Consider the following 21,818-nt stretch of genomic DNA (forward strand, 5'->3'; position numbering starts at 1 on the left):
TATGAAAAAAAATACGGCTCTCTATGTGGGTTGCGGCTTACTCTTGCTGATTATTTTCTGTGCCATTTTTGCACCTTGGTTATCACCGCACGACCCCTATTTTCAGAATCTAACGAATCGCACCGTTCCGCCAGTCTGGTATGACCAAGGTACTTGGGTACACCCACTCGGTACGGATCAGCTTGGACGTGACTACTTATCCCGTTTGCTTTACGGCGCAAGGATTTCGCTGCTGATTGGTCTCAGTGTGGCCGTGATATCGGGCCTGATCGGCACAACAATGGGGATGCTAGCAGGTTACTTTGGTGGTCGCATCGACATGTTTGTGTCTTTTATGGTGACCACTCGCCTTTCCATGCCAGTAATTTTGGTGGCGCTTGCCACGGTTGCGCTAGTGGGCGGTTCCTTATGGGTCGTCATCATGGTGCTTGGCCTCTTGAAATGGGATCGCTTTGCCGTAGTCATGCGTAGCGCCACGCAACAAGTGCGCTCCATGGAGTACGTCTCCGCCGCCCAATCAGCCGGTGCTTCGACACTACGCATCATGCTGACTGAGGTGTTGCCTAACGTTTTGCCACATTTAATTGTGATTGCGACTCTCGAAGCGGCGAGCGCGATTTTGCTTGAGGCAGCACTCTCCTTCCTCGGCCTGGGCGTCCAACCGCCCCTGCCTTCCTGGGGTCTCATGATCTCTGAGGCAAAGTCCTACATGTTCTTTTCATTTTGGTTGATTGCAATTCCTGGTACAGCACTGGCTGTATTGATTTTCGCGATCAACCTGGCAGGTGATGGTCTCCATCAGCTCCTGACACCAGGCGAGAGAGCTTAATCATGGTGACTGACGAAATTGTTCTGGATGTACAAGGATTAACAGTTGATATCGCCACACCACGTGGCACGCTCCATGTGGTGCGCGATATTTCGATCCAGGTTAAACGCGGCGAAACGCTTTGTATCGTGGGCGAATCGGGCTGCGGTAAATCTATTACTTCGCTGTCGATGATGGGCCTGTTGCCTAAAACTGCGAAACGCAACAGCCGTGTTTTTGAATTCCTAGGCGAAGACTTGACGCGCGCAAGCAAGAGCCGCATCAACGACTTGCGCGGCAACCGTATGGCGATGATTTTTCAGGAGCCGATGACGGCTCTTAATCCAGCCTATACCATCGGTGATCAGTTGACCGAACACTACCGTCACCATCTCAAAGCTTCGGCAGAAGACGCTCGCCTGCGTGCCGTCGAGCTCTTGGAAAAGGTTGGGATCGCCTCTGCCGCCGAGCGGCTCGGGCAGTATCCCCATCAGCTGTCAGGTGGCTTGCGCCAGCGCGTCATGATCGCCATGGCGCTCATGTGCGGACCTGAACTGCTGATCGCAGATGAGCCCAGCACGGCATTGGACGTCACCATTCAAGCGCAAATTTTGCGTCTGTTGGCAGACCTGCAGGAGGAACTCGGTATCGCGATGGTACTCATCACGCACGATCTAGGTGTTGTCGCTCGGATCGCTGATCGGGTTGCGGTGATGTACGCAGGTCAAATTGTCGAGGAAGGTGCGGCAGCGGATATTTTTGCCTCACCCCAGCATCCCTATACCCGCGGTTTGATTAGCTGCATCCCGATCCCTGGAAAAACCATCCCGGGCGGCAGACTCGGGACGATTCCTGGTGTCGTCCCCTCACTCATCGGCGAGATGAAAGGTTGCGCCTTTAAAGATCGCTGCGCGCATGCTCAAGCACGCTGCAGTGAGTCGATTCCCCTCCATCAGACATCGCAAGGTCAACAGTGGCGCTGTGTCATGAATGAAACGAACCAGAGCGGAGCAGGCCAATGACTGCCCTGATTGAAACAAAAGATCTCCAACGTACGTTTTCTGTCAGTGTCGGTATGTTTAAGCCACGCCAGACACTGCATGCAGTAAACGGTGTCGACCTCTCGGTACAACGCAAAGATGTCTTGGGCATTGTGGGTGAGTCTGGTTGCGGTAAATCCACACTGGCCCGTATGTTGTTAGGGCTGACTCCCCCATCGCGCGGAAGCGTCCTGATCGACGGACAAGACATCAGCAAGATTGATCGACGAGACTTGGCACGCCGTGTACAGCCTATTTTTCAAGACCCCTACTCCTCACTAAATCCACGCCGTACCATTTCATCCATTGTGTCCTTTCCACTAGATGTTCTCGGGGTGGGCACCAAGAGTGAGCGACGCAAGAAAGCCATCGAAATGTTGGAGCGTGTGGGTTTACCAGCGCGCTATGCAGACAATACGCCTGGACAACTTTCTGGCGGTCAACGCCAGCGCGTCGCAATCGCTCGCGCCTTGGTGATCAATCCTGAAATTGTGGTTTGCGATGAGCCGACCTCAGCACTTGACGTGTCGGTGCAGGCGCAGATTTTGAATTTATTGCTGGATCTGCGCAAAGATTTCAACTTGACCTATGTCTTTATTAGCCACAACTTGGCAGTCGTGGAGCACATTGCGACGCAAGTGGCCGTGATGTATTTGGGTCGTGTCGTGGAACAAACTGAAACGGCGACGCTCTTTAAGCATCCGCGCCATCCTTACACTCAGGCGCTATTAGCTTCGGTACTGACGCCAGAGCCTGGTTTGGGGATCCCTGACATGGGGCTCGGTCTGTCGTTTCCGGATCCGTTACACCCCCCTACGGGCTGCTCGTTTCATCCGCGCTGCCAACAGCGCCGACCTGAGTGCTCCGTCCAGCATCCCCACTTGTTGCGTGATGCACAAGGCGAGGTCGCCTGTCATCTCTATCCCGCAAAAATTTAAGCACTCACTCCCTTCTTTTGAGAACGGAGTGAGTGCTTGATACCGCTTGTGATAGTGACTGACTTAGAACGGTGCCAGACCCAAGGCTGAGCGGAAACGGTTTTTGACAAACACGCCGTCACGCGAAGGCAAGGCTCGCGGCAGGTCATCCGCCTTGACCAAGATCTGCGCAAAGGTCACGCCTTGACGCGCATTCACGTTTTGCTCGACCTGCTTAAGGCCTGCCATATCCTTGACCTGATATGCGTTGGCGATACCGCAAGCCTTGGCGACTGCGGATAAATCGGTGCCAAGACTGGAGTGGCTGTACTGCATGCCTGTTTCACCGAAATGTCCGTTATCGAGCACGACGATGGTGAGGTTGGCGGGTTGTTGAGCACTGATAGTCGCCAAGGTTCCAATGCCCATCAATTGCTCACCATCGCCTGTGATGACCATCACAGACTTGTCTGGCTGTGCCAAGGCTAAGCCCAGACCCATCGCGGCAGCACCGCCCATGGCACCCCACAAATAAAAGTTTTTATCGCGATCACCTGCGGCAAACACATCGTATGTCGCGGAACCCAAACCGGTAACAATCAAGGACTCTGGGCACTTGGCAATCAGAGCGCTGACGAACTCGCGTCGATCAATGACGCTAGTAGAAGACTGAACATGACTCATTGCAATTCCTATCGAAATATCTTGGAAGATGTTGCACAACACTCAATGACTGAAATCAACTCAGCACACTTAGTTGCGCAGCCATTTCTTGCGTCCGATCAAGCGCTGTGACAAGAGCACGGCGACTGGCTCTCCGCCTTCGAAGGCGAAATCCAAGGCGGCACCCACAACATCCTCGACCTCATCGGCGTACTCTGCGCGATAAACCTTAATTCCCATCAACTCCATCGATGCCTGAGTCGCTTTGCTCATTGGCACTTGCCACGGATTGAACTCTGCATATTCACCACGCATCGTCACTAAGGTCAAAAACGGGAAGCGGCAGCTCTGTAGCAAGGACATCATGTTGATACAGTTACCCACGCCACTGCTCTGCATCAGCAGCGCATGTCGTTGTCCACCGAGCCAAGCACCGCCGGCGACGGCAATACCTTCTTCTTCTGTTGTCAGCACGATGCCACGCATTGCGGGATCTTCGTTGACGCGACGAATCACGTGTGCATGACCGGCATCCGGCACATAAGACACTTGTTGAATACCGCCTTCCTTGAGAACCTTGAATATCTGTTCTTGCCAGGCGGGTGTGGGGGAGAAGACTTCACTCATGTCTCGCAAATCCTATGATCAGTTTTTTTAACGAAGCGATTTTGTATCGAAGCGTAACTATACGTCCGTTTTTGATGGAAGCGGTAAGGCAGTTTTATAGCGTACCTGTTTAAGTGCAAAACTCGACCGGATCTTTTCAATGCCTGGTATGGGGGTGAGTTGTTCCAAGATAAATTTTTCTAGTGCGGCGATATCCGCGACCGCCACACGGATCAGATAGTCGCTGTCTCCAGTCATGAGATAACACTCCATGACCTCATCGTGCTCACTAATACGTTGCTCAAAATGTGCGAGAGATTCTTTGCTCTGGCTTTTAAGGCTGATATTGATAAAGACATTGAGACCCAAACCAAGTGCAGCGGCATTGGCCAACGCCACATAGCGGTCGATCACACCGGCTGCCTCCAAGGCCCTGACACGTGCCAGACACGGCGACGGACTCAGGTGCACGCGACGCGCAAGCTCAATATTTGAGAGTGCCCCGTCTGCCTGCAACTCGGACAATATCTTTAAATCAATCGAATCTAATTTCATTATGCTGTTTTTATTAAAAAATCAGAATTTAATGCTGCATATTATCATTTTTACTCACAATTAAGGCATCCAATGCTGCATACAAGTCCCTAGAATGTCGGTATCCGTACTATTCGCCAAAAGACTGCTCATCATGAATGCTGCCATTGATCCCCGCCCCTCTTCATGGATAAACACCTCTGTCGATACCGATAGTCAAGAGACGCATGAGTGGCAGCAAGCGCTGTTGGCTGTTCTGGAAAGCGAGGGACCTGAGCGCGCTAAATTTTTACTCGATGAACTTGTCCGAACTGCGCATACGGCACAAGTCGGCTGGAAACCAGAGCTCAGCACACCGTATGTCAATACGATCTCTGTCGATCAGCAACCCGTTTTTCCGGGCGATTTGGCGATCGAGGAGCGTTTGGCTTCCATCATGCGCTGGAATGCACTCGCGATGGTCGTGCGGGCCAATCAAGCCTACGGTGAGCTCGGCGGACACATCGCGAGTTATGCCAGTGCGGCTGATTTGTTCGAAACTGGCTTCAACCACTTTTTCGAAGCACGTCGTGGCACAGGTCCAGGTCAGCACCGTGGCGATTTAGTGTTCTTTCAACCGCATAGCGCGCCAGGTGTCTATGCGCGCGCCTACCTCGAAGGACGACTCCAAGAACAAGATCTGTTGCATTACCGCCAAGAAATCCAAGCGATTAAAAACGGCGCACAAGGACTGTCGAGCTATCCACACCCTTGGCTCATGCCAGATTTCTGGCAGTTTCCAACAGGTTCGATGGGAATTGGCCCAATCAGCTCCATCTATCACGCACGTTTTATGCATTACCTGACGCATCGCAATTTATTGAACTGCGAATCGCGCAAGGTTTGGGGCGTGTTTGGCGATGGTGAAATGGATGAGCCCGAGTCCATGAGTGCGTTAACACTTGCCGCGCGCGAGGGCTTGGACAATTTAGTCTGGGTCGTCAATTGCAACCTGCAACGCCTGGACGGCCCCGTTCGTGGAAACGGCAGAATTATTGATGAGCTGGAAAAACTGTTTACGGGTGCAGGCTGGAATGTCATCAAATTAGTTTGGGGTAGCGACTGGGATGGCCTGTTTGCGCGTGATCTGACGGGTGCACTCACACGTGCCTTTGCCAATACCGTCGATGGTCAGATGCAAACCTTTGCCGCCAAGGATGGTCGCTTTAATCGCGATACATTTTTTGGTCAAAATGAAGAGCTTGCGCGTCTCGCACAAGGCATGACGGACGATCAAATTGATCGTCTCAAGCGAGGCGGGCACGACCTCGTCAAAATACACGCCGCCTATGCGGCAGCTGCAAACCATACGGGCCAGCCTACCGTGATCCTGGCCCACACCAAAAAGGGTTATGGCATGGGGAGTGCGGGTCAAGGAAAAATGACGACGCATAGCCAGAAAAAACTTGATGACAACGATTTGCTTGAGTTCCGCAATCGCTTTAACTTGCCGCTAACAGACGAACAGGCGACTTCATTGAGCTTTTATCGTCCTGCTCCCGATAGTCCGGAAATGCAATATTTACAAAAGCAGCGTCAGTCACTTGGTGGCTATTTACCAAAGCGTGAAACGACATGTGAGTCAGTGGACGTACCTGAAATGTCTACGTATAGCCAGTTTGCCACGCAGGCCGAAGGCAAAGAAATGAGTACGACCATGGCCTTTGTCAGAGTGCTGGGTAATTTGCTCAAAGACCCTGTGCTTGGACCGCGTATTGTTCCGATTGTCGCGGACGAGGCACGTACTTTTGGCATGGCCAATCTCTTTAAACAAGTCGGCATTTACTCAAGTGTGGGTCAGCGCTATGCACCCGAAGACATTGGTTCGGTGCTGAGTTATCGCGAAGCCTTGGACGGTCAGATCTTGGAAGAAGGTATTTCTGAAGCCGGGGCAATTGCGAGCTGGACTGCAGCCGCGACAAGCTATAGCGTCCATGGTCTGGCGATGCTGCCCTTTTACATCTACTACTCCATGTTTGGCTTTCAGCGTGTCGGCGATCAGATATGGGCCGCTGCCGATCAACGTCCACGCGGTTTTTTATTGGGCGCAACGTCAGGTCGCACAACGCTGGGCGGTGAAGGTCTGCAACACCAAGATGGCACGAGTCACTTGCATGCCGCCACGATTCCCAACTGCAAAGCGTACGACCCCGCATTTGCAGGCGAGATGGCTGTGATCATTGATCAGGGCGTGCGAGAAATGATGCTCGAACAACGAGACGTATTTTATTACGTCACGTTGATGAACGAAAACTATGCCCAACCGAGTTTGCCCGAGGGTGTGCGCGAGGACATCATTCGCGGAGCGTATCTATTTAATGTCTACCAGGCTAAAAATGAAACTGCGCAAGCTACTTTGCTCGGATCAGGTGCGATTTTGACTGAGGTCATCAAAGCCGCACAACAGTTGAGCGCCGAAGGCATCACGACATCCGTCTACAGTGTGACGAGTTGGAGCGAACTGGCTCGCGACGGTTTAGCGTGCGAACAGGCTGCGCTCTCAGGTGATCCAGCCGCTGGTGTACCATTTATCTACCAGCAACTCTCCAAGAGCCAAGGTCCCATCATTGCGGCAACGGATTATGTACGCGCGGTCCCTGAAACGGTCCGGGCTTATGTGCCCTCTAGCCGGCGCTTGATGACACTTGGCACAGATGGTTTTGGCCGTAGCGATACTCGCGCTGCGCTCAGAACGTTTTTTGGAGTGGATGCGCAAACCATTGTCCGAGCAACCAAATATGCTCTGACCTAACAATGTCCAGGCATGACCGCAGCTCAACACTCCGCTCCAAACCTCTCGCAGCGCCCTGCTTTGGTCATAGATGCTTGCATCATGATGTCAGGTTTGCTCAGACCACTGCTGCTCAATCTTGCTCAAACAGGTTTGTTTGACCCACTTTGGACGGACAAGATTGGCCAGGAGTGGCAACGTAATGCTGCCCGACTTTGGCCGATTGATCCTGAGCTTCTTAAGAGTGAATGGCAAAGTATGCAAGAGCAGTTTCCATCCGCCAATATGGGGGATGTCACCCCCTTCGAAGCTGCACTCAAGCATACCGATCGTAAAGACAAACATGTCGCAGCGACAGGCATTGCCGCCGTAGAGACCGCACACTTAGGCCCCATCAGCGTATTGACGTGGAACCTCAAAGATTTCAGTCGCTCTGAACTCAGGCGTCAACAGCTCGGACTCATCGATCCGGATCGCTTGCTCTCGCAGTGGTGGCCCACGCAACGTCAAACACTTTCCACAGCGCTTGACCTCACCGTTGACGAATTAGTCCTCAGTGGAAGAAGGCAACCAGAACCCATGCTCGGCATGTTGCGCCGCGACCGGCTGTTTAGATTGGCCGGACTTTACGAGCTGGCACAAAAAAACCCTGCCGGCTTGTGACCTGACAGGGTTTTTAATGACAGACCGTCAGTAATTACTGAGCGGGTGCCTCTGGTGCTGGGGCAGCAGGAGCGGCTGCGTCAGCGGCTGGTGCACCGCCTTGTTGCTCAATGCCACCAATGGCTTTGACCGACAAGCGCAAACGACCCTTGTCATCCGCCTCAATCACTTTAACGCGCAAAGCCTGACCGACTTTGAGCACGTCATTGATATTGGCGATGCGGTAATTTGCGATCTCGGAGATGTGCAACAAACCATCACGTCCTGGCAAGACCTGAACGATGGCGCCAAAATCAAGCAGACGCAAAACGCTACCGTCGTATTCCTGACCGACTTCGACATCCGCTGTCAGTTCAGTAATCCGGCGCTGAGCATCATGCGCACGATCAAGATCAGCACTCGAAATCACGATCGTGCCGTCATCAGAGATATCGATCTGGCAACCGGTTTCTTCGGTCAACGCACGAATGGTGGCGCCGCCCTTACCGATCACATCACGAATCTTTTCAGGATTGATCTTCATGCTGAGCATACGGGGTGCAAAAGCTGACAGCTCGCCACGCGAGTTCTGGATGGCTTCGCGCATTTTGCTCAAAATATGCAGACGTCCGTCGCGAGCCTGAGCCAAGGCGACTTGCATGATTTCTTTGGTGATGCCCTGGATTTTGATGTCCATTTGCAAAGCAGTGATACCGTTTTCAGTACCTGCTACTTTGAAATCCATATCGCCGAGGTGATCTTCGTCGCCCAGGATATCTGTCAGCACAGCGAACTTGCCCTCGTTGAGGATCAGGCCCATGGCCACACCTGCAACGTGATCCTTGAGAGGCACGCCAGCATCCATCATAGCCAGCGAACCGCCGCACACGGACGCCATCGAGGACGAACCGTTTGACTCGGTGATTTCCGAGACCAAGCGAATGGTGTACTGGAAGTCTTGAGCATCTGGCAACAATGGCACGAGCGAGCGCTTGGCCAGACGACCATGACCGATTTCGCGGCGCTTGGGTGTACCAACACGACCCGTTTCGCCTGTCGCAAACGGAGGCATGTTGTAGTGCATCAGGAAACGGTCACGATACTCGCCCATCAGCGCATCGATGATTTGCTCGTTTTGCTTGGTGCCGAGTGTTGCAATGACCAAGGCCTGTGTTTCACCGCGCGTAAACAACGCGCTACCGTGGACACGGGGTAAAACGCCCAGACGGATTTCGATCGGACGCACGGTGCGTGTATCACGGCCATCAATACGTGGCTCACCGCTCAGAATCTGGCTGCGCACGATCTTGGCTTCGAGGTCAAACAAAATGTTGTCGACGGTCACGCCATCGGGTGCGGAAACACCTTGAGCAGTCGCCGCTTCAGCAAGCTTGGCATGCACACTTGCGTACACCTGACGCAACTGTGTCGTGCGCTCTTGCTTTTGGCGTGTCTGGTAAGCGGCGTAGAGTGCATCCTGAGCAGCTGCAGTCACCGAAGCGATCAACGCTTCGTTTTTAGCAGCAGGCTGCCAGTCCCAGTCGGGCTTGCCAGCTTCGCGCACGAGGTCATTAATCGCGCCAATCACGGCTTGCATGGCGTTGTGGCCGAACACCACACCACCCAGCATGATTTCCTCAGACAACTGCTGAGCCTCAGACTCCACCATCAACACTGCGGCTTCAGTACCGGCAACGATGAGGTCCATCTGTGAGGTCTTGAGCTGGCTAGCGGTTGGGTTGACCAAATACTGGCCATCGATATAGCCCACGCGTGCGGCGCCGATAGGACCGTTGAAAGGGATACCTGAAATGGCAAGAGCAGCGGATGCGCCGATCATTGCGGGGATGTCAGGATCGATTTCTGGGTTGCAGGACAGGACGTGAATGATGACCTGAACTTCGTTATAGAAACCTTCTGGGAACAGAGGACGCAAAGGACGGTCAATCAGACGCGACGTCAGCGTTTCTTTTTCAGATGGTTTGCCTTCGCGCTTGAAAAATCCACCGGGGATCTTGCCAGCTGCGTAGGTTTTTTCGATGTAATCAACAGTCAGAGGGAAAAAGTCCTGACCTGATTTAGCTTCTTTTTTGGCGACAACAGTCGCGAGAACGACAGTATCTTCGACAGTTACAAGTACTGCGCCTGAAGACTGGCGAGCGATTTCACCGGTCTCGAGCACAACAGTATGTTGTCCATACTGAAACGATTTGGTCACTTTGTTGAACATGACAATTTATTCCTTACAAATGAAAAACCGTGGACGTTGCGGCAGTAGTGCCGCACCGACCACGGTTGACTCACGGGGAGACTGCCCCATGGATACCGATCACTTACGCAGACCGAGTTTTTCGATCAGTGCACGATAGGAATCTGGGTTGCGGCTCTTGAGATAATCTAGCAACTTACGACGACGGCTCACCATGCGAAGCAGGCCGCGACGTGAGTGGTGGTCTTTCATGTGGGTTTTGAAGTGACCTGTCAACTCATTGATGCGAGCTGTCAGCAAAGCCACTTGAACTTCTGGGGAACCGGTATCGCCCTGAGCGCGTTGAAATTGCGCGACGATGTCGGATTTTTTAATATCAGCAACAGACATTTTTTATGACCTCGAGTGACAAGCGTCAGGACTGAGGCGACCTGACGTGAGTGGAAAATAAAACTAAAATATGTATAAACATCGATAAAGCTTCAGAATTATAGCCGATTAGCTAAAATGGACCTAGTTGGTTCTACTTGAACCTCAGATTCGCCATTAAATGAGCCCCATGATGACCAAAATGACATTCATTTCCGCTCCTCAGCCTGCTTCTAGCCCAAAACGCGGTCTGCGCGCGCTTCGTCCGGTCAGTTTTGCGCTTGCGCTGACATCCATCGCGATACTAGCGGGTTGCGCCAACTACCAGTCCGTCAAACCCGGCATGTCCACGGCAGAGGCGATTCAAAAGCTTGGCAAGCCATCTACCATTTGTACGCGTGATGACGGTACACAACGCCTGATTTGGACCATGCAGCCTTATGGCCAGTACGCCTGGGGCACCAATACAACCAAAGACGGCAAGGTTGTTGAGATGGAGCAGTTGTTGACTGACGCACATTTTCAGGTCTTGGCCACCGGCCAATGGACAGATAAACAATTGGCGTGTGAGTTTGGTGAGCCCGCCAACAAATACGGGGTTGCTAAAGGCAATGAGATTGTCTGGGCCTACCGTTACAAACAAGAAGGCGTCTGGGCCTCGATGATGTATGTTTATATGGGCGCTCAGGGCAACCTAGTCAACCGCTTCCATCCCGCACCAGATCCGGATACGCTGGGTGATGGCGACAGAATGCGCTGAAAGTGATGGTTGAATCAGTTACAGGCAGTTCACTGCCTGTAGCCTGTGCTCTCAGCGCTTGCTACGCTGCCAACGCCAGAGCCAGACACCCCACCCCGAGAGTCCGTAGACAATAAATAATCCAAACAGGATCACGGGTGGGTTGCTAGAAATAAAGACAAAGCCAGCTACAAAGACCAAAATCACCCAAAACGGCACACTACGGCCGAGGGCGAAGGACTTACCGCTGTAAAAGGGCAAGTTAGACACCATCGCCACGCCACAATAAAGCGTGATGACAAATGCAGTCCAGGCCAGCAGTTCCTTGGGCACCTGTAGGCGGTTATCGACCACCAACCAAACAAATCCAGCAATCAGCGCGCCTGCGGCAGGACTCGGCAGACCTTGAAAAAACCTTTTATCCACGACAGCGATATTGGTGTTGAAGCGCGCAAGGCGCAAGGCCGCGCCACACACATAGACAAAAGCAGCCAGCCAGCCCCAGCGGCCCAAATCATGGAGTGCCCACTCGTACATGACCAGCGCTGGCGCAACGCCAAAGGACGTCATATCCGATAGCGAGTCGTATTGCTCACCAAAGGCAGAAGTCGTTTTGGTTAATCTTGCCACGCGACCATCCATGCCGTCTAACACCATCGCGACAAAAATTGCGATAGCAGCCATTTCAAAGCGATTATTCATCGCTTGAACCACAGCATAGAAACCCGCAAATAACGCGGCAGTCGTGAACGCATTGGGCAGCAAATAAATGCTGCGGTGGCGTTGCTCGGGGTCGCGCAAGGGGTTAACAGGCATAGGGTGTGCTCACTATAGAGTTGTTTCAGGCAAATCAGCGAGTACGGTCGTGGTGGCGCTGACCTTGTCACCAATCGCCACACGGGGGCGTGAACCTAAAGGCAAATAAACATCTACGCGCGAACCAAAACGGATGAAACCATAACGCTGACCGCGATAAAGCTTGTCACCCTGTTTTGTATAACAAAGGATACGCTTGGCCACGAGTCCGGCTACTTGGACGGCGGTCACAACATGCCCTAAAGGTGTGCGTAACACCATGGCATTACGCTCGTTTTCCAAGGACGCTTTGTCCAGGGCCGCGTTGAAAAACTTACCAGGAAAATATTGTGTCATCAATACTTCGCCATCGACAGGCGAACGGTTGCTGTGCACGTTAAAAACGTTCATGAACACGCTGATTTTGAGTGCTTTGCGATCAGCGTAAGGGTCCTGAGTTTCTTCGACGACAACGATTCGGCCATCTGCAGGCGAAATCACCGCGCGAGGCTCTGTTGAACCGGAGCGTGCAGGATCACGAAAGAACTGCAGGACAAAAATCGCAATAACCCAAAACAATACAGACCAGGCAGGTGACCACCAGGTCACTAGCAAAGCAATCAGGATCGAGCCAGCCAGAAAAGGCCAACCCTCGCGGGCAATAATCGGATGGGGATAGAGAGGTGTGTTCATTGTAAGTAGAAGGTTAACCCAAAAAAACACGCCCCGAGGGGCGTGTTTCAATTACTCACTGATTTAAGCGCAATCAGTTCTTGGTCTTGTCGACCAACTTGTTGGCAGCAATCCAAGGCATCATGGCGCGCAACTTGGCGCCCACGACTTCGATTTGCGACTCAGCGTTGATACGGCGGCGCGAAATCAGAGCAGGCGCTCCAGCTTGGTTTTCGAGGATAAAGCGCTTGGCGTACTCACCTGTCTGAATGTCCTTGAGACACTGACGCATCGCTTCGCGAGTCGCCTCAGTCACAACCTTTGGACCTGTCTCGTACTCGCCAAACTCAGCGTTGTTCGAGATGGAGTAGTTCATGTTGGCGATACCGCCTTCGTAGATCAGGTCAACGATCAACTTGAGCTCGTGCAAACACTCAAAGTAAGCCATTTCTGGTGCGTAGCCTGCGTCGACCAGCGTATCGAAACCAGCTTTGATCAGCTCAACCGTACCGCCACACAAAACAGCCTGCTCGCCGAACAAGTCAGTTTCTGTTTCTTCGCGGAAGTTTGTCTCAATAACACCAGCACGGCCGCTACCGATCGCGCAAGCGTATGACAAGGCGACATCACGGGCCGAACCTGAGTTGTCCTGATGAACCGCAACCAAAGCTGGCACGCCGCCGCCCTGAGCATAAGTACCACGCACAGTATGACCAGGCGCCTTAGGGGCGACCATCACGACGTCGATGTCGGTACGTGGAATGACTTGGCCGTAGTGCACGTTAAAACCGTGTGCGAAAGCCAGTGCAGCACCAGGCTTGATGTTGCTGTGGACGCTTTCACGATAAACCTGACCGATATTTTCATCGGGCAACAACATCATGACGAGATCAGCCGCTTTGACTGCATCAGCGACTTCAGCGACTTTCAAGCCAGCATTGGCGGCTTTGTTCCAGGAGGCGCCGTCTTTGCGCAAGCCCACCACAACTTTAACGCCCGACTCATGCAGGTTCAGCGCGTGCGCGTGGCCTTGGGAACCGTAACCAATAATAGCAACTGTCTTACCTTTGATCAGGGACAGGTCACAATCTTTATCGTAAAAAACCTTCATTCTGGGCTCCAGATTTTTGTAAATTGAATGCAATGGATAATTGGGACAACTTTAAATATTTAGCAGCAAATCACAGCTTGAGGATACGCTCGCCACGACCGATCCCTGAGACGCCTGTACGAACAGTCTCCAAAATCGCACTTCGATCCAAGGCGTCGATAAACGCCTGAATCTTGTCTTGATCACCTGTCAGCTCGATGGTGTAGGCTTTATCTGTGACATCAATGATACGGCCACGGAAAATATCCGCCATCCGCTTCATTTCCTCACGTTCCTTGCCTACTGCACGAACCTTAATCAACATGAGCTCACGCTCCAGGTGGGGTCCTTCGGTCAAATCAACGACCTTAATAACATCCACTAACCGATTCAAATGCTTGGTGATTTGTTCAATCACATCATCTGAACCCATCGTCACCATCGTCAAGCGCGACAGAGTGTTGTCTTCGGTGGGAGCAACGGTCAGGGTTTCAATGTTGTAACCACGAGCAGAGAACAGGCCAACCACACGCGACAATGCACCAGGCGCGTTTTCCATCAGAACAGAAATAATGTGTTTCATGGTGGTCCCCTTATAGATCTTCAGAACCGAGCAACATTTCGGTCAAGCCCTTGCCCGCCTTGACCATTGGCCAGACGTTTTCGCTTTGATCCGTAATGAAGTCCATGAATACCAGACGATCTTTGAGCTTGAATGCTTCGCGCAACGCACCCTCAACATCAGAGGGCTTTTCGATGCGCATCCCGACATGACCGTAAGCCTCAGCTAGCTTGACGAAATCAGGCAAAGCATCCATGTAGGACTCTGAGTAACGTGACGAGTAATCAATCTGCTGCCACTGACGCACCATCCCGAGGAAGCGATTATTCAAACAAATAATCTTGGGGCTCAGGTGATATTGACGGCAGGTCGAGAGCTCTTGGATATTCATCTGAATCGAGCCTTCGCCGGTAATACACGCAACGGTAGCATCGGGATTGGCCATCTGCACACCCATGGCATAAGGCAAGCCCACGCCCATCGTGCCGAGACCGCCAGAGTTGATCCAGCGACGTGGCTTGTCAAAACCGTAATACTGAGCCGCCCACATCTGGTGCTGGCCAACGTCGGAAGTAATAAACGCATCGCCGCCGGTGACTTCCCAGAGCTTTTGCACCACAGACTGCGGCTTGATGAGCTCAGTGGAATCTGCAAACTTCATGCAGTCTTTGCTGCGCCAGACCTCAACCTGTTGCCACCACTTGGCCAAAGCCTCGGTGTTTGGACGGGTTTCAACCGCAGCGGCCTGATACTGAGACATCAGCTCAGTCAAAACATCCTTGACGTTGCCAACAATCGGCACATCGACTTTGACGCGCTTGGAAATTGACGAGGGATCGATATCGATGTGAATGATTTTGCGCGGATTTTGCGCAAAGTGCTTGGGATTACCAATCACGCGATCATCAAAACGCGCACCCACTGCGATCAGCACATCGCAGTGCTGCATCGCCATGTTGGCCTCGTAGGTGCCATGCATACCAGGCATCCCGACGAACTGTTTGTCCGAGAAAGGATAAGCGCCAAGACCCATGAGCGTATTGGTACAAGGTGCGCCCATCATCTTGACGAACTGATTGAGCTCGGGCGAGGCATCAGACAAAATCACGCCACCGCCGCTATAAATCATGGGGCGCTCGGCTTGCAGCAACATCTGCACAGCCTTTTTGATCTGCCCTTGATGGCCTTTGACCACGGGGGAATATGAGCGCATCGTCGGCTCAGCCTTTGGAGGCGAGTATTTGCAATGCGCAAAACTGACATCTTTAGGAATATCCACCAGAACGGGGCCAGGGCGACCCGTGCGGGCGATATAAAACGCCTTACGCATGGTGTCTGCCAGCTCTTTGACGTCACGCACCAGGAAGTTGTGCTTGACGCATGGGCGTGTAATGCCGACTGTGTCGCATTCTTGGAAGGCATCTTCGCCAATCGCGTGCGTAGGCACTTGACCGCTGAGGATGACCATCGGGATAGAGTCCATGTAGGCAGTCGCAATCCCGGTGACGGCATTTGTCACGCCTGGGCCGCTTGTGACTAAGCACACGCCTACTTTATTTGAAGAGCGCGAATAGGCGTCAGCTGCATGCACAGCAGCTTGCTCATGGCGCACCAAAATATGTTTGAATTTGTCTTGCTTGTAAATCGCGTCGTAAATATAGAGTACGGCACCGCCTGGGTAACCAAATACGTGCTCTACGCCTTCTTCGGCCAACACGCGCGTGACGATGTCTGCGCCATTTAATTCCATGATGTGATTCCTTTCATTACCGGCTTTTACCCTATGACTGCGAGCTTATTGAATAAGCAACGCTGAACCGCGACAGGTACAAGCAACATGCTCCGACGTTTTCAGGCTCACAGAGCCTGGCCACCCGGACACCTTGCCAACATGGCGCGCATTCGCCATCAGGCTATGCACGCACCCAACAGGGGTGCACTGGATCGAAACGGAAGCGACTGACCCAAGCTTTTGGCAAGGACAGAAGCAAAAGTTTATGTGTGACATAACATCTCAAGGTGGTGACCTAGAAGTGCCTGCCTACGCACAAAAGACGGTAAGCTTTTTGTGCGAATCTCAAACTTTAACGTGTTGTGCGCCGCAGCGCAAATCCTGGGTGCCGATATAGAGAGAGGTTGTCACCTCCGCCCGAGTCCGCTAGAGTGGAGTCTTAGAGACAAATTGCTGCAGTGCACACAGGAATGATGAACGAAACTGCCAGCCAAGTACAACGTTTTATTTACAGCCACCACCTTTACAGTGGGGTCAGGCGCGCTGCGGGCACCTTGCTGCCAGTGACTATTTTAGGTGGCATTTTTGGGTGGTACGCGGCCGGACTCGTGGCGACTTTTGGCGCATTGTGCGTGGCCTTCATCGATCAGCCTGGCCCACACGAACACCGTGGCCGTGAAATGCTAGGTGGCACCCTCCTGAGCACAATGACTGTGGCAGTCACGAGCCTGGCCTCTAACTATCCCTTGCTGTTGTGGCTCGTGGTTATCGGCCAGTGCTTTGCCTACTCCATGCTTTCTGTTTACGGAAAAAGAGGGGGTCAAATCGGTTTTGCATGTTTATTGCTCATGACAGTGACCATGCACGAGGCTCTTTCTGCCAACGAAGTGTGGTTGCACACCCTTACCTCGCTGGGCGGAGGTCTGTTTTATACCCTCTTTAGTTATTCGCTCAGCCGGGCTATGAATCTGAGAGAAAAAGAACAAGCGCTCTCGGTTGCCCTGTTCGCGACCTCAGATTACGTCGCCCAACGGGCAAACATGTACAGCCTCGATCATGATTTGGATGAGAGCTATCGAAAACTCATCACCTGTCAGTCCAACATGACAGACAAACAACAAGGTGCCCGCGACATGGTGCTGAGGGGTCTGTCAGGAAAAATAAAAACTGATCAGCCTAAACGCATCATGCTGTGGAATCTTTTTGTCGACACGATCGACATTTTGGACACCCTCGTCGCGACGCGAACGGACTACTCCCTTTTGCGCGCAAAACTTGGGGACTCAGACATCCTGATTTTTATGCGGGATGCGCTCTATAAAATGTCAGTGGATCTTGATCGAATCGCGCTCGCAGTGTCACGTGAGCGCGCCGCGTCCCCACGCAATAGTGTGAAAGCTGAGTTGCGTGCACTGGAATTTGAAATCGACCAGATGGAACGCAGTGGCTATGCCCAGCGCGAACCCGATGTCTACAACCTCTGCATTGAAATCCTCAGACGACTGCGCCACAGTGCCAACATTGTCCAGAGAATGATCGTCTCGACAGACTTAAATAAACAAACAGTGCCGATTCAACCGACTGTGCTTGATCAGTCACTGAGTCAATTTCTCTCGCGTGAAAAATATCGCCCCGGGATGATCACAAGCAACTTGCGGCTGGACTCGCCCATTTGTCGTTATGCCTTGCGCGTGACCTTGGCGGCCGCCACTGCGATGACCGTCTGGACGCTCATCCCAGCGCTCGCACCTCAGGGATATTGGATTTTGCTGACCGTCCTGATCATTATGAAACCTGGCTTTGCGCTGACACGTCAGCGAAACGGCTGGAGATTGTTTGGTACGCTAATCGGATGCGTGGTCGCACTCGGTGCGCTTTACAGCACCGACAACAACACCTGGCTTTTTGTCGCCATGGTCGTGTCCACGATCATTGGTGGCAGCCTGCTGCAGCTCAACTACATGGTGGCTTCAGTCTTTAATACAAATGCTGTCTTGCTGGCGTTTCACTTTGTTGATCCGACGGCTACCACCATCATCACGGATCGAGCGCTCGATACGCTCATCGGCTCGGTCATTTCTTTTGCCTGCAGTTACTTTTTACCCTGGTGGGAAGCACAGTTTATGCCCTCGCTTGCCCGTGCGGCGATCAATGCAAACAGAGAATACTTACGCGCAGGTTTGCACTATGTCGGTGTACGACAAGCCAATAAAAATGACCCTCAGAATCCTGAGAGTCATCGGGCCGAAGTCGCATGGCGGCTCGCCCGTAAAAACGTCTATGTGGCACTTGGCAACTTTGCTGAAGCGTTTTACCGCATGATGCTTGAGCCGCGCTCCCGACAATGGCATGTGATTGAATTTAACAACTTGATGATTCAGACTCACATGCTGGCCTCTCAAATCAATGCCGTCATGCATGCGCTCATGACTTCTGCCCAAGCCAACCCTACAGTGACCTCGCATCTCGCTCAAATCATCCCTCATTTGCAAGCGGATCGGAGCGAACCCCTGCCCGAACTCCCGGCCTCCATCGTAGATGGCAGCTTGCCTAACTTTGCGTATCCCATGACACAGCTGCAAAAAACAATCAACAATATCGATGATGAAATAGCCATTATTCATAGCAATATCTCCCCCACCCCATCCCCTTCAGGAGTTTGAGATGTCTCTTCAAAATAAAGTTGCCCTAGTGACGGGTGCCGCAAGCGGTATCGGACGTGAATGTGCGCTCACCCTAGCCCGCAAAGGTGCGACTGTTGTGATTGCAGATTTAAATCAAGCAGCAGCGGATGCGGTTGCTGAGCAAATCAAACAAGCAGGCGGCAAAGCGATGGGTGTTGTGATGGATGTCACCAGCGAAGAAGCCGTTAATGCAGGCACCGATCTCGCTGCCAAAACCTTTGGTGGCATCGATATCTTGGTGGCCAATGCTGGGATCCAGATCGTGCATCCGATTGAGGACTTCCCGTTTACGGACTGGAAAAAAATCATCGCGATTCATCTCGATGGCTCCTTTCTTACCACTAAGGCTGCGATCAAGCATATGTATGCAGGTGGTAAAGGTGGCTCAATCATTTACATGGGTTCGGTTCACTCGCACGAGGCTTCGCGCCTGAAAGCCGCCTATGTCGCCGCCAAGCACGGCATCCTCGGTCTCGCGCGCGTCGTCGCGAAAGAAGGCGGCCCAAGAGGCGTGCGCGCCAACGTCGTGTGTCCGGGCTTTGTCCGCACACCACTGGTGGACAAACAAATCCCCGAACAAGCAGCTGCCTTAAAAATCACAGAGGCTGAGGTGATCAAAAATGTCATGCTCAAAGACACTGTGGATGGCGAGTTCACCACCACCGAAGATGTCGCAAACGTGATCGCATTTTTAGCCAGCTTTGAAAGTAATGCCTTGACCGGCCAATCAGTCGTGGTGAGCCACGGCTGGAGCATGCATTAAACAAGAGGCCTGTGTGACCGCGTCAGTTACCGCGCTTATTGGTGGCGGTGAACATCGTAGGTCACAAAATTTTCTCCTGGAGGCGGCATGTCCAGGCACTTTGGATTTTCCAAGGTGCGTCGCATGTCTGCCAGACCAGTGCCCCAGTGATGCGTCATGGTTTCATGACTGAACTCAAAATCTTTGTAGTGCCCTGCCGTTGGCTTGTTTTTGTAAATGAGCTGGATACAGTTGTAACGAGCGCCAAAAACACGTTTGGACACTGCATCAAACCAAGGGTCTTTTGCACGCACCTCTTCGGGAATCCTGGCAATCGCATCCCACAACGTCTGACGTAAGCGCTGCAAGTCATTGACCTGATTAGTGACACCACGCGTACGACTCGAATATTGAATATCTTTTTGACGCTCCAGCACTTCGAATAAATCGGTTGGCAATCTGCCTTTCGCACTCCACAAGTCCACTTGAAAAATAAGCGTGTCCTTGCGCGGCATCACATTCATGACATAGTCTAAAGGTGTGTTTGAAACGCATCCGCCATCCCAATAAAACTCCCCATCGATTTCCACTGCAGCAAAACCAGGGGGTAGCGCGCCCGAAGCAATAAAATGCTTGGCTTCGAGACGCATTTCCGTATTGTCAAAATAGACAAAGTTACCTGTCTGTACATTTGTTGCACCAATCGAGACGCGCATTTCTTTGCTATTGATGCGATCAAAATCGACCAAACGCTCAAGCGTTGCGTACAAAGGCGTCGTATCGTAATAACTTGTGATGTCTGGACCACCACCGCCAGGGGCCAAGGGACGCGGCGTGAAAAACCCAGGTTGCCCCTCGAGCAAGGTCTGTGTCGCAGAGTAAGAGCCAAACATTCGCTCGGTACTCGCCAGTGTCATGCTGCGCATGGGCTCTGCGACTGCGCCAAACATGCCGAACATATTTGAGAAAGTCTTAGAGAGTAACGAAGGGGGCTGACAAATCGTGTCCCAAAATTCTTTTAATTTGTTGAGCCGATCCTTGGGTGCATTACCCGCCACTAATGCGCAATTAATGGCACCAATCGAGATCCCCGCGACCCAGTTCGGATCAAGATCAATTTCATGCAAACCCTGAATCACACCAGCCTGATAGGAGCCTAAGGCACCTCCGCCCTGTAAAACGAGGGCAACGCGTGGATACTTGGGGACTTTAATTCGAGAGGTCTTGAGCTGGGCCATTGGGTTATTCGGGTCTACGGAAAACGAGCTTGTCTTCTGTCGACACCTCAGGTGCAAAGGCATAGCCTTCGCTCGCAAACTTTTTAAGGCCCTCAGGTTTGGTAATGCGTTTTTCAATCGCAAATCGCGCCATCAAGCCGCGCGCGCGTTTCGCGTGAAAACTGACAATTTTCCAAGTCGGGCCTTTGGCATCCTGAAACACGCACTGAATAATCCGGGCCTTGAGCGCCTTTTGATCGACGGACTTGAAATACTCCTCCGAGGCCAGGTTCACAATGATAGGATCTTTGTCCTTAGCAAGCCGTTCGTTTAAATATGGTGCAATCGTTTTGGCCCAAAATTGATAGAGGTTGGCACCGCCAGGATTTGCGATTTTGGTACCCATTTCCAAACGGTAGGGCTGCATCAGGTCCAAGGGACGCAATACCCCGTATAGACCGCTCAGAATCGCCACATTGTCTTGCGCCCACTCCAAGTCTTTTTCTTTGAGCGTAGCAGCCTCCAAGCCCTCGTAAACGTCACCGTTAAAGGCCAGAACAGCCTGACGCGCGTTATCTTGGGTGAACGTCGGCTTCCAGGCTGCGTAACGATCTACGTTAAGTTTTGCCAAGGCTGGGCTCAAATCCATTAACTCAGCCACGTCCTCTGCGCTTTGGGTCTTGAGGACCTTGATCAGCTGTGTCGCTTCTTTGACAAACAAAGGCTGAGTGTGGGTTTCAGTCTGGACGGCAGAGTCATAATCGAGTTTTTTAGCTGGCGACAACAGAAATAACATGGCTTAGTCCGGCTCAAAGGTTGGGATCAACATCGATCCCTCTAGTGTAGCGGCTTGCGGTCCTGTTTCTGCTAGAATGACGCCCTTGACCCATGTGAAGCGTCAGCTTCATCGCGATTGATCCACACAATTGCACGCGCCGGAGAGGTGGCAGAGTGGTCGAATGTACCTGACTCGAAATCAGGCGTGGGTGCAAATCCACCGTGGGTTCGAATCCCACCCTCTCCGCCA

20 protein-coding genes, 1 tRNA gene and 1 pseudogene are annotated in these 21,818 nt (G+C 52.4%); 10 read left to right on the top strand and 12 right to left on the bottom strand.

Going from position 1 to position 21,818, the window contains the following annotated elements:
- Window position 1: 1 nt before the first annotated feature.
- The 3 genes from WBJ47_RS09430 to WBJ47_RS09440 are packed head-to-tail and all read left to right on the top strand — an operon-like array spanning window position 2 to window position 2,786.
- Window positions 2-829 carry an ABC transporter permease gene (locus WBJ47_RS09430; protein WP_422246522.1) on the top strand — a complete coding sequence of 276 codons (828 nt, stop codon included), beginning with the start codon at window positions 2-4 and terminating at the stop codon, window positions 827-829.
- 2 nt (window positions 830-831) lie between these two features.
- The gene (locus tag WBJ47_RS09435; RefSeq protein WP_422246523.1) at window positions 832-1,830 is read left to right on the top strand and encodes an ABC transporter ATP-binding protein; all 999 of its coding nucleotides are present in this window, start codon (window positions 832-834) and stop codon (window positions 1,828-1,830) included.
- A complete protein-coding gene (locus WBJ47_RS09440) occupies window positions 1,827-2,786 on the top strand; it encodes an ABC transporter ATP-binding protein (protein ID WP_422246525.1) in 960 nt (319 codons plus the stop codon). The genes WBJ47_RS09435 and WBJ47_RS09440 overlap by 4 nt, the downstream gene beginning before the upstream one ends.
- A gap of 63 nt (window positions 2,787-2,849) precedes the next feature.
- Here the strand turns inward: WBJ47_RS09440 and WBJ47_RS09445 are convergent, their stop codons facing one another.
- The 3 genes from WBJ47_RS09445 to WBJ47_RS09455 all read right to left on the bottom strand — a co-directional run bounded on the left by WBJ47_RS09445 (window position 2,850) and on the right by WBJ47_RS09455 (window position 4,589).
- On the bottom strand, window positions 2,850-3,449 hold the full coding sequence (locus WBJ47_RS09445) for a thiamine pyrophosphate-dependent enzyme (RefSeq protein ID WP_422246526.1): 600 nt from the start codon (window positions 3,447-3,449) through the stop codon (window positions 2,850-2,852).
- A gap of 69 nt (window positions 3,450-3,518) precedes the next feature.
- The gene (locus tag WBJ47_RS09450; RefSeq protein ID WP_422246528.1) at window positions 3,519-4,055 is read right to left on the bottom strand and encodes a phosphonopyruvate decarboxylase; all 537 of its coding nucleotides are present in this window, start codon (window positions 4,053-4,055) and stop codon (window positions 3,519-3,521) included.
- 57 nt (window positions 4,056-4,112) lie between these two features.
- Window positions 4,113-4,589 carry an Lrp/AsnC family transcriptional regulator gene (locus WBJ47_RS09455; protein ID WP_422246530.1) on the bottom strand — a complete coding sequence of 159 codons (477 nt, stop codon included), beginning with the start codon at window positions 4,587-4,589 and terminating at the stop codon, window positions 4,113-4,115.
- Between the two features lie 133 nt (window positions 4,590-4,722).
- Between WBJ47_RS09455 and mdeB the strand changes: the two genes are divergently transcribed.
- Together mdeB and WBJ47_RS09465 are read left to right on the top strand one after the other, a co-directional pair.
- Window positions 4,723-7,359, top strand: coding sequence for an alpha-ketoglutarate dehydrogenase (gene mdeB, locus WBJ47_RS09460; RefSeq protein WP_422246532.1), 2,637 nt, complete (start codon window positions 4,723-4,725; stop codon window positions 7,357-7,359).
- A 12-nt stretch (window positions 7,360-7,371) separates the two neighbouring features.
- Window positions 7,372-8,001, top strand: a complete 630-nt coding sequence (locus WBJ47_RS09465; RefSeq protein ID WP_422246534.1) for a PIN domain-containing protein — start codon at window positions 7,372-7,374, stop codon at window positions 7,999-8,001.
- 34 nt (window positions 8,002-8,035) lie between these two features.
- Here the strand turns inward: WBJ47_RS09465 and pnp are convergent, their stop codons facing one another.
- Complete coding sequence (gene pnp / locus WBJ47_RS09470; RefSeq protein ID WP_422246535.1) at window positions 8,036-10,210, bottom strand: polyribonucleotide nucleotidyltransferase; 2,175 nt, start codon at window positions 10,208-10,210, stop codon at window positions 8,036-8,038.
- A gap of 99 nt (window positions 10,211-10,309) precedes the next feature.
- Window positions 10,310-10,579: a 30S ribosomal protein S15 gene (gene rpsO / locus WBJ47_RS09475; protein WP_422246537.1), complete on the bottom strand. Its 270-nt coding sequence runs from the start codon at window positions 10,577-10,579 to the stop codon at window positions 10,310-10,312.
- A 181-nt stretch (window positions 10,580-10,760) separates the two neighbouring features.
- On the opposite strand from rpsO, the gene WBJ47_RS09480 reads away from it, so the two are divergent.
- On the top strand, window positions 10,761-11,318 hold the full coding sequence (locus tag WBJ47_RS09480) for a hypothetical protein (RefSeq protein ID WP_424585624.1): 558 nt from the start codon (window positions 10,761-10,763) through the stop codon (window positions 11,316-11,318).
- 51 nt (window positions 11,319-11,369) lie between these two features.
- On the opposite strand, the gene pssA is transcribed toward WBJ47_RS09480, so the two are convergent.
- The 5 genes and pseudogenes from pssA to WBJ47_RS09505 form a co-directional block, all read right to left on the bottom strand.
- On the bottom strand, window positions 11,370-12,113 hold the full coding sequence (gene pssA, locus WBJ47_RS09485; protein WP_422246541.1) for a CDP-diacylglycerol--serine O-phosphatidyltransferase: 744 nt from the start codon (window positions 12,111-12,113) through the stop codon (window positions 11,370-11,372).
- A 12-nt stretch (window positions 12,114-12,125) separates the two neighbouring features.
- A complete protein-coding gene (locus WBJ47_RS09490; RefSeq protein WP_422246543.1) occupies window positions 12,126-12,785 on the bottom strand; it encodes a phosphatidylserine decarboxylase in 660 nt (219 codons plus the stop codon).
- Window positions 12,786-12,858: 73 nt separating this feature from the next.
- Complete coding sequence (gene ilvC / locus WBJ47_RS09495) at window positions 12,859-13,875, bottom strand: ketol-acid reductoisomerase (protein WP_422246545.1); 1,017 nt, start codon at window positions 13,873-13,875, stop codon at window positions 12,859-12,861.
- 70 nt (window positions 13,876-13,945) lie between these two features.
- The gene (gene ilvN, locus WBJ47_RS09500; protein WP_422246546.1) at window positions 13,946-14,437 is read right to left on the bottom strand and encodes an acetolactate synthase small subunit; all 492 of its coding nucleotides are present in this window, start codon (window positions 14,435-14,437) and stop codon (window positions 13,946-13,948) included.
- 10 nt (window positions 14,438-14,447) lie between these two features.
- Window positions 14,448-16,172 (bottom strand): annotated as a pseudogene (locus tag WBJ47_RS09505) (acetolactate synthase 3 catalytic subunit); the annotation flags it as partial.
- A gap of 81 nt (window positions 16,173-16,253) precedes the next feature.
- Between WBJ47_RS09505 and WBJ47_RS09510 the strand changes: the two are divergent.
- The 3 genes from WBJ47_RS09510 to WBJ47_RS09520 all read left to right on the top strand — a co-directional run bounded on the left by WBJ47_RS09510 (window position 16,254) and on the right by WBJ47_RS09520 (window position 19,595).
- Window positions 16,254-16,379, top strand: a complete 126-nt coding sequence (locus tag WBJ47_RS09510; protein ID WP_422246547.1) for a hypothetical protein — start codon at window positions 16,254-16,256, stop codon at window positions 16,377-16,379.
- A gap of 239 nt (window positions 16,380-16,618) precedes the next feature.
- Window positions 16,619-18,811: an FUSC family protein gene (locus WBJ47_RS09515; RefSeq protein WP_422246549.1), complete on the top strand. Its 2,193-nt coding sequence runs from the start codon at window positions 16,619-16,621 to the stop codon at window positions 18,809-18,811.
- A 1-nt stretch (window position 18,812) separates the two neighbouring features.
- A complete protein-coding gene (locus tag WBJ47_RS09520) occupies window positions 18,813-19,595 on the top strand; it encodes a 3-hydroxybutyrate dehydrogenase (protein WP_422246551.1) in 783 nt (260 codons plus the stop codon).
- A 35-nt stretch (window positions 19,596-19,630) separates the two neighbouring features.
- Here WBJ47_RS09520 and WBJ47_RS09525 read toward each other — a convergent pair whose 3' ends face one another.
- Together WBJ47_RS09525 and yaaA are read right to left on the bottom strand one after the other, a co-directional pair.
- Window positions 19,631-20,812, bottom strand: coding sequence for a patatin-like phospholipase family protein (locus WBJ47_RS09525; RefSeq protein WP_422246553.1), 1,182 nt, complete (start codon window positions 20,810-20,812; stop codon window positions 19,631-19,633).
- Window positions 20,813-20,816: 4 nt separating this feature from the next.
- Entirely contained in the window at window positions 20,817-21,587 is a 771-nt protein-coding gene (gene yaaA, locus WBJ47_RS09530) for a peroxide stress protein YaaA (RefSeq protein WP_422246555.1), read from the bottom strand.
- Window positions 21,588-21,728: 141 nt separating this feature from the next.
- Between yaaA and WBJ47_RS09535 the strand changes: the two genes are divergently transcribed.
- Window positions 21,729-21,818 (top strand) — tRNA-Ser (locus WBJ47_RS09535).

Source organism: Zwartia sp. (assembly GCF_049655405.1).
Lineage (GTDB): Bacteria > Pseudomonadota > Gammaproteobacteria > Burkholderiales > Burkholderiaceae_B > Zwartia.